The organism is Streptomyces avidinii (assembly GCF_014650695.1).
GTDB classification, from domain to species: Bacteria; Actinomycetota; Actinomycetes; order Streptomycetales; family Streptomycetaceae; genus Streptomyces; species Streptomyces avidinii.
This window is the reverse complement of record NZ_BMVL01000008.1, coordinates 65,184-75,953: the sequence shown is the minus strand read 5'-3', so window position 1 is coordinate 75,953 and position 10,770 is coordinate 65,184. Positions and strand designations below refer to the sequence as shown.

Annotated in this window: 11 protein-coding genes and 1 riboswitch; of the genes, 9 read left to right on the top strand and 2 right to left on the bottom strand. The window is 70.7% G+C overall.

What is annotated here, in order from left to right:
• The first annotated feature begins 35 nt into the window (after positions 1–35).
• The gene (locus IE257_RS21905; protein WP_189971166.1) at positions 36–659 is read left to right on the top strand and encodes a SurA N-terminal domain-containing protein; all 624 of its coding nucleotides are present in this window, start codon (positions 36–38) and stop codon (positions 657–659) included.
• 88 nt (positions 660–747) lie between these two features.
• Positions 748–1,770, top strand: a complete 1,023-nt coding sequence (locus IE257_RS21900) for a nucleoside triphosphate pyrophosphohydrolase (RefSeq protein WP_189971164.1) — start codon at positions 748–750, stop codon at positions 1,768–1,770.
• A 19-nt stretch (positions 1,771–1,789) separates the two neighbouring features.
• Here IE257_RS21900 and IE257_RS21895 read toward each other — a convergent pair whose 3' ends face one another.
• On the bottom strand, positions 1,790–2,995 hold the full coding sequence (locus IE257_RS21895) for a globin domain-containing protein (RefSeq protein WP_229920567.1): 1,206 nt from the start codon (positions 2,993–2,995) through the stop codon (positions 1,790–1,792).
• A gap of 121 nt (positions 2,996–3,116) precedes the next feature.
• Here IE257_RS21895 and IE257_RS21890 point away from each other — a divergent pair, with 121 nt between their 5' ends.
• From IE257_RS21890 to IE257_RS21880, 3 genes are all read left to right on the top strand, one after another.
• Positions 3,117–4,391: a cytochrome P450 family protein gene (locus IE257_RS21890; RefSeq protein WP_189971160.1), complete on the top strand. Its 1,275-nt coding sequence runs from the start codon at positions 3,117–3,119 to the stop codon at positions 4,389–4,391.
• Positions 4,392–4,494: 103 nt separating this feature from the next.
• Positions 4,495–5,526, top strand: coding sequence for a LysM peptidoglycan-binding domain-containing protein (locus tag IE257_RS21885; RefSeq protein WP_189971158.1), 1,032 nt, complete (start codon positions 4,495–4,497; stop codon positions 5,524–5,526).
• A gap of 276 nt (positions 5,527–5,802) precedes the next feature.
• Positions 5,803–5,975: riboswitch (cyclic di-AMP (ydaO/yuaA leader) on the top strand.
• Positions 5,976–5,978: 3 nt separating this feature from the next.
• Positions 5,979–6,683 carry a LysM peptidoglycan-binding domain-containing protein gene (locus IE257_RS21880; protein ID WP_189971156.1) on the top strand — a complete coding sequence of 235 codons (705 nt, stop codon included), beginning with the start codon at positions 5,979–5,981 and terminating at the stop codon, positions 6,681–6,683.
• Here the strand turns inward: IE257_RS21880 and IE257_RS38980 are convergent.
• Positions 6,676–6,810, bottom strand: a complete 135-nt coding sequence (locus IE257_RS38980) for a hypothetical protein (RefSeq protein WP_268251432.1) — start codon at positions 6,808–6,810, stop codon at positions 6,676–6,678. The two genes, IE257_RS21880 and IE257_RS38980, sit on opposite strands and share 8 nt — an antisense overlap.
• Before the next feature lie 159 nt (positions 6,811–6,969).
• Between IE257_RS38980 and eno the strand changes: the two genes are divergently transcribed.
• From eno to IE257_RS21860, 4 genes are all read left to right on the top strand, one after another.
• Positions 6,970–8,256, top strand: coding sequence for a phosphopyruvate hydratase (eno, locus tag IE257_RS21875; protein WP_109783439.1), 1,287 nt, complete (start codon positions 6,970–6,972; stop codon positions 8,254–8,256).
• Positions 8,257–8,355: 99 nt separating this feature from the next.
• Positions 8,356–8,844, top strand: coding sequence for an FtsB family cell division protein (locus IE257_RS21870; RefSeq protein ID WP_030387096.1), 489 nt, complete (start codon positions 8,356–8,358; stop codon positions 8,842–8,844).
• A gap of 64 nt (positions 8,845–8,908) precedes the next feature.
• Positions 8,909–9,460: a DUF501 domain-containing protein gene (locus IE257_RS21865; protein ID WP_189971154.1), complete on the top strand. Its 552-nt coding sequence runs from the start codon at positions 8,909–8,911 to the stop codon at positions 9,458–9,460.
• Complete coding sequence (locus IE257_RS21860) at positions 9,457–10,398, top strand: Ppx/GppA phosphatase family protein (protein ID WP_189971152.1); 942 nt, start codon at positions 9,457–9,459, stop codon at positions 10,396–10,398. Before IE257_RS21865 ends, IE257_RS21860 begins: the two co-directional genes overlap by 4 nt.
• Positions 10,399–10,770: the final 372 nt, after the last annotated feature.

Here is a 10,770-nt window from a genome sequence, read left to right as displayed (position 1 = left end):
CACCGACGCACAATCTCCCGGCCCTGGAGGCTCCTTTGCACCGTCGCACAGCGCTCTCCGTCTCCGCCGCCCTGCTCGTGGCGGCGCCCCTGCTGTCCGCCTGCTCGGGCGAGCCGCGCCCCGGCACCGCGGCCGTCGTGGGCGGCGAACGGATCACCACCTCCGCACTCCAGGCCCAGGTGAACGACGTCCGCGCGGCGCAGAACCGTTCCGGGCAGGCAGCCGCCGAACTCATCGCGAGCACTCCCCACCTGGAGCGCCAGAGGCTCGACGCGATCCTCCAGAGCCGGATCATCGACAAGATGGCCGACACCGCCGGGCTCACGGCCACCCAGAAGGACATCGAGGACGAACGCAAGACGTACGCCGACGAGAACGGCGGGAACGCGCAGTTCGAGGCGCTGCTCCTGCAGAAGGGCGCCATGGCCCCCGGTCAGGTCGACCGCTTCCTCCGGGACCGGGTGCTCCTCACCGAGCTGACGGCCAAGTACGGGGCCGGGAAGCTGGAGGAGCCCGCCCGGGCCGCCGTGAAGGCGCTGCACATCGAGGTGAACCCGCGCTACGGCGCCTGGGACGCCAAGGAGATCAAGCTCGGGAACGGCGAGACGCCCTGGATCACCCAGCGGACCCGGCCCGAGCAGCCCCCTGCCGGGGCCTGAGGCTCCGGGGGCCCCGGGCCCCGGGCCCCGGGCCCCGGGCCCCGGGCCGTGGACCGGTGGATCGGTGGATCGGAGGTAGGTTCGGAGGGTGACCGACCACTCCGAACCCGCCGCCGACACCACAGCCACCGACGCCGACGAGCCCACGGGCCGTATCGTCCTGCTGACCACCAGCCACCGGGTCGCCCCCGGCGTGCTGTCCTGGCCGGCGTGGCAGATCCTGCACGCCGCGGACCGGGTGCTCTGCGCCGACCCCGGCCACCCGCAGCTGCCGTACCTGCGGGAGGCGGGCGTCGAGGTCGCGTTCGAGAGCCCGGACGCGCACGCGCTGGTCGAGGACTGTGCGGGCGGCCGCACGGTCGTGGTGCTCCCGGGCGGCGAGGGCGACCAGCGTCTCACCGACGGCCTGGCCCGGCTGGCCGGCTCGGGCCGGGTCTCCATGCCCGACCTGGAACTGCTGCCCGGCTCCTACGACCTGCCGGGAGCGCGCCTGCTCGACCTGGTCCAGGTGATGGACCGGGTCCGGCGCGAGTGCCCGTGGACCTCCCGGCAGACCCACCGGGGACTGGCCAAGTACGCGATCGAGGAGGCGTACGAGCTGGTCGAGGCCATCGAGGACGGGGACCGGGACGAGCTGCGCGAGGAGCTCGGGGACGTGCTGCTCCAGGTGGTCTTCCACGCGCGGATCGCCGAGGAGTACGAGGACCCCGAGGAGGCCTTCTCCATCGATGACGTGGCCGGGGCCCTCGTGACGAAGCTGATCCACCGGCACCCGCACGTCTTCGGCGACGCGCAGGCCGAGACTCCGGAGGACGTCAGCGCGCACTGGCAGCGCACCAAGGCGGTGGAGAAGCAGCGGGATTCGGTCACCGACGGGATCCCGGTGGGCCAGCCCGGTCTGGCGCTCGCGGCCAAGCTCGCGGGCCGGGCCCGGACGGGCGGTGTGGCCGTGGAGCTGCCCCGCGGCGAGGGCATCGGCTACGAGCTGCTGGAACTCGCGGCCCGCGCCGAGGCGGAGGGGATCGACCCCGAGACCGCGCTGCGCGCGGCGGCCCGCGCCTACCGGGACGCGATCCGGGCGGCGGAGGGCCTCGCGGAGCCGGGCGAGTAGCCCCCGATCGGCGAGGTACCTAGTACGACCTCGGCGCGCGGGCCGAGGGGTTGTGCCAGTGGGGCGCCGGCGGGTTCAGGAACCACTCGCCGAAGCCCAGCGGGCGGTCCCCCGGTTCGGGGCCCCGGGCCGGGACGGCGTCGTGGAAGAGGCGTCCGGGGCGGGCGCCCAGCTGCTGGAGGAGGTGGGCCGTCTCGTCGACGAACTGCGGCGGGCCGCTGAGGTAGACGTCCTGGTCCGGCCACATGCCCCGGTGGCCCAGCGCCGTCGCGAGCCGGTCGGTGGCCTGGTTGCGGTGCCGGCCGGGGGCGGGCGTGATGTAGGTGACGGCGAGCCAGCCGCAGCGGGCGGCGTACGCGTCGATGAGCGGGCGGTCGTAGAGGTGCGCGCCGTCCCGGGCCACCACGAAGAGCCGTACGTCCTGGTCGGGCGGACGCTCCGCGAGGTCCTCCAGCATGGCCCGGATCGGTGCCCAGCCGGTGCCGGCGGCGATGAGGCTGACCGGGCGGTCCTCGCGGCGGAAGACGAGCTGCCCACCGGCGGCGCCGAGGCGCAGTACTTCCCCCGGCCGGGTCTCGCGGACCAGGGCGGTGCTCAGGCGCCCCCGGTCGATCCGGCTGACGTGCAGGTCGACGGTGCCGTCGGGGCGGGGCGCGTTGCCGATGGAGTAGGTGCGCCAGGTCGTCGGGACCCGATCGCTGCTCACGCTCGTGTACTGGCCCGGGAGATAGGGGAAGGGCAGGTGCGGCCGCAGGGTCAGGACGCCGATGTCCGGCCCGTACTGGAGGTGGCGCACGACCTCCGCGTCCCACCAGGGCGGGTCCTCGCTCCCTTCGGCACCGGCCGTCATCGCGTCGGCGATCACCTGGTAGGCCTCGGCCCACGCCTTCTCGACCGGCGGGGTCCAGGCCGCGCCGGAGGTCTCGGCGAGCGCGGCGAGCAGGCTGGCGCCGACGGCCGCATAGTGCTCGGGGCGGACCAGGAACTTGCGGTGGTCGCGTCCCAGGTCGTGCAGGTAGGGGCGGAGCGTCCCGTCGTCGAGGTGGGCGATGACGTGGGTGAGCGCGGCGAAGAGCCGGTCCCGCTGGCGCTCCATCTCGTGGAGGGAGTCCGGGAAGAGGGCACGGACGCCGGGGTTGTGCCAGAAGAGGTGGGAGTAGAAGAACTTGACGGCGTGCTCGGCTCGTCTCTCCACCACCGCGAAACTGCTTTTCAAGATCTTCACATCCACAAAACCGAAAGTAGGAATGTCGGAGAAGGTCACGTCAAGGGATGGCCGATCTGCGGACAGCCGCGACGAACAACCCAAATCGGATGGTGGCTCGGAGCCGGGATACGGTCTTCGGGTGCACGAACAGACCCCCGCGAACCCGGCCGACACCCCTCCCGCCGAGGGCCCCACCCTCTTCGACTGGGAGTTCGCGACCGACCCCTACCCGGCCTACGCGTGGTTGCGCGAGCACTCCCCGGTGCACCGCACGAAGCTGCCCAGCGGGGTCGAGGCCTGGCTCGTCACCCGGTACGCCGACGCCCGCCAGGCCCTCGCCGACCAGCGGCTCAGCAAGAACCCGGCGCACCACGCGGAGCCCGCGCACGCCAAGGGCAAGACCGGGATCCCGGGGGAGCGCAAGGCGGAGCTGATGACGCACCTGCTCAATATCGACCCGCCGGACCACACCCGGCTGCGGCGGCTGGTGTCGAAGGCGTTCACCCCGCGCAGGGTCGCCGAGTTCGCCCCGCGGGTGCAGGCGCTCACCGACCATCTGATCGACGCCTTCGCGGCCAGGGGGGAGGCCGACCTCATCCACGAGTTCGCCTTCCCGCTCCCCATCTACGCCATCTGCGAGATGCTCGGGGTGCCGCGCGAGGACCAGGACGACTTCCGGGACTGGGCCGGCATGATGATCCGCCACGGCGGCGGTCCGCGCGGCGGGGTCGCCCGGTCGGTCAAGCAGATGCGGACCTACCTCGGTGCACTCATTCACCGCAAAAGGGATGATCTGGGCGAAGACCTGATCTCCGACCTGATCCGGGCGAGCGACCACGGCGACCATCTGACGGAGGGCGAGGCCACCGCGATGGCCTTCATCCTGCTCTTCGCCGGCTTCGAGACCACCGTGAACCTCATCGGCAACGGGGTCCACTCCCTCTTCACGAACCCCGACCAGCGCGAGCGCCTCCAGCTCTCCCTCGCCGCCGGCGAGAGCGCGCTGCTGGCCACCGGGGTCGAGGAACTGCTGCGCTACGACGGTCCCGTGGAGCTCGCGACCTGGCGGTTCGCCACCGAGCCGCTGACCCTCGGCGGCATGTCCGTCGCCGCCGGCGATCCGGTGCTGGTCGTCCTCGCGGCCGCCGACCGGGACCCCGAGCGGTTCGCGGACCCGGACACCCTCGACCTCTCCCGCACCGACAACCAGCACCTCGGGTACGGACACGGCATCCACTACTGCCTCGGCGCCCCGCTCGCCCGACTCGAAGGACAGACCGCGCTCGCCACCCTGCTGACGCGTCTGCCCGATCTGGAACTCGCCGTTCCATCCCAAGACCTGCGCTGGCGCGGGGGGTTGATCATGCGGGGACTGCGCACTCTTCCCGTTCGCTTCACCGCTCAAAACACTTGAGCGGAGTCTGATTAAAAGTCAGATCCAGCTTGAACTTGTGACAATCGTTCGAAGGCCGCTAGGTTCTGCCGTTACCGAGCTGTTATGCGAAAGGTGCACCTACATGCGTTCCGGGAACGGCCGTCACAGACGCCCCCGCCAGGTCCCCGCGCTGGTCGTCACAGCCGGAGTCACTGGCTCCGCTCTGGCTCTGCCGCTGCTCGCGGCCACCAGTGCCACCGCCGCCGACACGTCCACCTGGGACAAGGTCGCCGAGTGCGAGAGCGGTGGCTCCTGGAGTGCCAACTCCGGCAGCGGCTCCTACGGCGGACTCCAGTTCACCCAGGAGGAGTGGCAGGGCGCCGGCGGTCTCGAATTCGCCGAGCGCCCCGACCTGGCGAGCCGGTCCCAGCAGATCGCGGTGGCCGAGCGGGTGCTGAAGTCCACCGGCCCGCAGGCGTGGCCGCTGTGCGCGGCCTCGGCCGGCCTGGACCGGGAGAGCCCCGCCGCACAGGTCGACCCCGGCGGTACGAGCCCCCGCGCCCCCGCCCCGTCCCGCCCGGACGACGTGGTCCCGTCCAACGGCGGCGGCGGCCTGCGGTCCACGGACTACGGCGCGCCGACCCCGGCCCCGAGCCCGTCCGGCACCCCGTTCCTCATTCCCGACGCCCCGTCCGTCGGACTGCCCGTCATGCCCGCGCCGGACGTCCCGACGACGCCCCCCGTGGACCCGACGGCCCCGACCCTGCCGGGCGACCCGACCACCACGCCGGCCCCCGTCGACCCGACGGCGCCCACGCTGCCGGTGGACCCGACCGCGCCGACGACCCCGCCGGCCACGCCCGGACTGCCTCCGGTCGACCCGACGAACCCTGCGACTCCCGGGGCCCCTGCGACCCCGCAGACGCTGGGTGCCACTCCCGCCGAGGGCAGTGGCAAGCACCGCGGCGCCCCGGCGACCGAGCCGAAGGGCTCCTCTGACGCCGCGTCGGGCCCCACGTACACGGTCCAGGTGGGCGACAGCCTGGCGACCATCGCGGTCGCCAAGGGCGTGAAGGGCGGCTGGAACGGCCTCTACGAGGCCAATGAGCAGGTCATCGGTGAAGACGCCGATCTGATCAAGCCCGGCCAGAATCTGGATCTAACCACCCAATAAGGGCAGTTCAGTTATCCGGAAAGAGTTGAATGTCGGTTTTCTGCAAGTGAGACATGCATCTCTTCCGGTCAACTGGCGTGTCCCGCCTCGGGGCTTCCGCAAACCCCGTCCTCACCTGCGCAAACATCCCTCCGGGGAGCGCAAGTAGGGGTCGTTTCTCCCCGATGTTGCTCGTTGAACATCGGGGAGAGACCTGTCTACCTTCTGAATCGCTCGCCACCGCGGGCTCCTTCGACCGCATCGCCGAATCCTGCCGGCGGACGGGGGGAACAGTCGTCGCGTCAAGCGCCGAAGGCAGGAGCGGGGGAACCAAGGTAGGTGCCGGGAGCGGCCGTTGAGAGACGGTCACGCCACCGGCTTGGGGTTAAGACGTGCGCTAGGTCGCACGACCGGGCAACTCACTCGCCCGAACCCGACAGCTCACCTCGTAGGCGTCGGTGAGGAGAAACTCCATGCTGCTTTCCGGCAAGGGCAAGCACCGTCGCGGTACTGCAATCGAGCGGTCTGTCCGGATCGTCACGCTCGCCGGTGTCGCCGGTGTGGCCGTGGCCGCCCCTCTGATGGTCGCGGGCACCGCCAGCGCCGCCACCGCTTCCGAGTGGGACAAGGTCGCGCAGTGCGAGTCCGGTGGCAACTGGGCCATCAACACGGGCAACGGCTACTACGGCGGCCTGCAGTTCTCGTCCTCCACGTGGGCCGGTTTCGGCGGTAAGTCGTACGCCCCGCAGGCCAACCAGGCCACCAAGGCGCAGCAGATAGCCGTCGCCGAGAAGGTCCTCAAGAGCCAGGGCAAGGGCGCCTGGCCGTCCTGCGGCAAGGGTCTGTCGGGCTCCTCCTACAACGGTGGCGGCGCCGAGACCCCGGCGCAGAACAAGCCCCAGTCGAAGCCGAAGACCGAGACGAAGAAGACCGAGACCAAGGTCGCGCCGAAGACCAAGCGCGCCGAGGCTCCGGTCACCCGCTCCGAGCGCACCGAGGCTCCGACCGCGCCGAAGACCGGCAACGGCTCGTACGAGGTCAAGTCGGGCGACACCCTGGGCACCATCGCCGAGGCCAACGGCGTCAAGGGCGGCTGGGAGAAGCTCTTCGAGCTGAACAAGGACATCGTCTCGGACGCCGACCTGATCTTCCCGGGTCAGAAGCTGAAGCTCAGCTGAACAGTGCGGCAAATGCCGCAAAACCCTGCACCCGCAGTCCGCTGACTGTGTGCAGGATGTCCACCGCCCGGCGCGTGCCCCACGCGTCGGGCGGTGCCGTGTTCGGCCCCGAAATGCCGATGATCAAGAGACCTATGTCCCGGAAGAGGGGTATTCGGGCCCTTTTTCGTCCCAGGGTCCGGGCGGTCGGCCGGTCGAGTGCCCGGAGCCGGTTAGGCTCTAGGCGGCAAGGCCATCCCACGGCCTGACACGCCACCGCACACCCAGCGTCACATCCCAGAAGGAGATGCTCGTGCCGTCCATCGACGTCGTCGTAGCCCGGGAAATCCTGGACTCCCGAGGCAACCCCACGGTCGAGGTCGAGGTGGGCCTCGACGATGGCAGCACCGGCCGTGCTGCAGTTCCGTCCGGCGCCTCCACCGGTGCCTTCGAGGCCATCGAGCTCCGTGACGGTGACCCCAACCGCTACATGGGCAAGGGCGTCGAGAAGGCAGTCCTCGCCGTCATCGAGCAGATCGGCCCGGAGCTCGTCGGCTACGACGCCACAGAGCAGCGGCTGATCGACCAGGCCATGTTCGACCTGGACGCCACCGACAACAAGGGCTCGCTCGGCGCCAACGCCATCCTCGGCGTGTCCCTGGCCGTCGCGCACGCCGCGTCCGAGGCCTCGGACCTTCCGCTCTTCCGCTACCTCGGCGGTCCGAACGCGCACCTGCTGCCCGTTCCGATGATGAACATCCTCAACGGTGGGTCGCACGCCGACTCCAACGTGGACATCCAGGAGTTCATGATCGCCCCCATCGGCGCGGAGTCCTTCTCCGAGGCGCTGCGTTGGGGTGCCGAGGTCTACCACACCCTCAAGAAGGTCCTGCACACCAAGGGCCTCTCCACCGGCCTGGGTGACGAGGGCGGCTTCGCCCCGAACCTGGAGTCCAACCGCGCCGCGCTCGACCTCATCGTCGAGGCCATCAAGCAGGCCGGCTACACCCCGGGCAAGGACATCGCGCTCGCGCTCGACGTCGCCGCGTCCGAGTTCTACAAGGACGGCAAGTACGAGTTCGAGGGTCAGTCCCGCTCGGCCGCCGAGATGACCGAGTACTACGAGGAGCTCGTCTCCGCGTACCCGATGGTCTCCATCGAGGACCCGCTGTACGAGGACGACTGGGCCGGCTGGAAGACCCTCACCGACAAGCTGGGCACCAAGGTCCAGATCGTCGGTGACGACCTGTTCGTCACCAACCCGGAGCGTCTGGCCCGCGGTATCGAGGAGGGCTCCGCGAACGCCCTGCTCGTGAAGGTGAACCAGATCGGTTCCCTGACCGAGACCCTGGACGCCGTCGAGATGGCCCAGCGCAACGGCTTCAAGTGCATGATGTCCCACCGCTCCGGTGAGACCGAGGACGTCACCATCGCCGACCTCGCCGTCGCCGTGAACTGCGGTCAGATCAAGACCGGCGCCCCGGCCCGCTCGGACCGTGTCGCCAAGTACAACCAGCTGCTGCGCATCGAGGAGATCCTCGACGACGCCGCCGTGTACGCGGGCCGCAGCGCCTTCCCGCGCTTCAAGGGCTAATCACCCCCCTGAGGGGCTGGCCTCCGTACGTCCCCGCACTCGGTCCCGTACCGTGTGCGGGGACGTATTGCGTAGTGCGTACCTAGGGGAGGCGGACCAATGGCCGGGAACCGGGATCGGTTCTCCACCTTCTCCACCGCGACCAGGCTCAAGCAGCTCGGCGAGCGGACCGCCGCCCACGTCTACCGGTCGCAGTCGCGGCGTCAGGTCCGCCGCAGCCGGCTCACCGGCCGCGCCGCGCTCCTGGTGCTCGTCCTCTGTACGCTGGTCGTCGCCCTCGCGTACCCGATGCGTCAGTACGTCTCCCAGCGCTCGGAGATCGCGCAGCAGCAGCGGGCGGCCGCGGCCGCGCGGGACCGCCTGGAGCGGCTCCGCGACGAGAAGGCCCGCTGGCAGGACGATGCCTACGCGGAGCAGCAGGCGCGCAAGCACCTGCACTTCCTGCGCCCGGGAGAGATCAGCTACATCATGAGCGACCCCGGGGCCCAGCCCCCCGAACCGCACCGGACCGGCCACGCCGGCTCCGACCGCCCCTGGTACTCCAACGTCTGGGACGGCGTCGACAAGGCCGACCGCCCCGGCGACTGACCCGTACCGCCGTACCGCCGTACCGCAGCACCCATCCACGAGAACGAAGAGACTTCCTCCAGGCATGCAGACGCCCCCGCCCCAGACCGACCGGACCGAGCCGACCGACGCGGACATCGAGGCGTTCGAGCAGCAGCTCGGCCGCCCGCCGCGCGGGCTGCGCGCCATCGCGCACCGCTGCCCCTGCGGGCAGCCCGACGTGGTGGAGACCGCCCCGCGGCTCCCCGACGGAACCCCCTTCCCGACGTTGTACTACCTGACGTGCCCGCGCGCGGCCTCCGCGATCGGCACGCTGGAGGCCAACGGCGTGATGAAGGAGATGCAGGCCCGGCTCGCCGAGGACAAGGAACTGGCCGCCGCCTACCAGGCCGCCCACGAGGACTACATCGAGCGGCGCGACGCCATCGAGGTGCTCCAGGGCTTCCCGAGCGCCGGCGGCATGCCGGACCGGGTGAAGTGCCTGCACGTGCTGGTCGGTCACTCCCTGGCCGCCGGCCCCGGGGTGAACCCGTTCGGCGACGAGGCCCTCGCCATGCTGCCGGAGTGGTGGGCGAAGGGTGCCTGCGTCGTCCCGTGCGGGGAGAAGAAGACGGACGACGAGGAGCCGCGGGCATGACGCGGGTCGCCGCCGTCGACTGCGGCACGAACTCCATCCGGCTGCTGGTGGCGGACTGCGACCCGGCCACCGGCGAGCTCGTCGAGCTGGACCGCCGGATGACCATCGTCCGGCTCGGCCAGGGCGTGGACCGGACCGGCCGGCTGGCCCCGGAGGCGCTGGAGCGCACCTTCGCCGCGTGCCGCGAGTACGCGGGGGTCATCAAGGAGTTCGGCGCGGAGCGGGTGCGTTTCGTGGCGACCTCGGCCTCCCGGGACGCCGAGAACCGGGCGGACTTCGTCCGGGGCGTCCTGGACATCCTGGGGGTCGAGCCCGAGGTGATCTCCGGTGACCAGGAGGCGGAGTTCTCCTTCACCGGCGCCACCAAGGAGCTCACGGCGCACGAACACCTGGAGCGGCCGTTCCTGGTGGTGGACATCGGCGGCGGTTCGACCGAGTTCGTGGTCGGCGAGGAGCACGTACGGGCCGCCCGCTCCGTGGACATCGGCTGCGTCCGGATGACCGAGCGCCACCTGGTGGTGGACGGGGTCGTCACCGATCCGCCGACCGCCGAGCAGGTCGCCGCGATCCGGGCCGACATCGAGGCGGCGCTGGACCTGGCGGCCGAGAGCGTGCCGCTGTCCGAGGCGCGCACGCTGGTGGGCCTGGCGGGCTCGGTGACCACGGTCGCCGGGATTGCACTGGGGCTGCCGGAGTACCTCTCGTCGGCCATCCACCACTCCCGGATCTCCTACGAGCAGGTGCGGGAGATCAGCGGGCGGATGCTGACGGCGACGCACGCCGAGCGCGCGGCGATCCCCGTGATGCACGCGGGCCGGGTGGACGTCATCGGCGCGGGCGCGCTGGTGCTGTTGGCGATCATGGAACGGATCGGCGCTTCCGAGGTTGTCGTGTCGGAGCACGACATCCTCGATGGAATCGCTTGGTCCATCGCCTGAACGACCTTCGAAGCAGGTTGTGAAGGCCTGCTCGGGCGCTGTTGCGGCAGTGATCCAAACGAACTTCGTGAAGTTCTTCACAAGGAAAAAGGGTCTGCTGGGTCAATGGAAGGGTCCTTTGGGCCCTTCCGGAGCCCCGCGGGCCCTTTTTCGCGAGCGTTCGTGCGATCGACGAACGCGACGGGTTCCGCATCGGAGGTATGGACGAACCCCGGTGGTCCAGTCCGGTTTCGGCCCAGGAGGCCAGTTCAGGACGGGTGAACAACGACTCCGGACACCTTCTGGTTCCCGTCGCGCGCCATGACCTCCGTCACGTGGGCGGCGGAGTGTAGCAGAGGGTCTCCCAGTCCTTGTGAAGGGGCTCACGAGCGA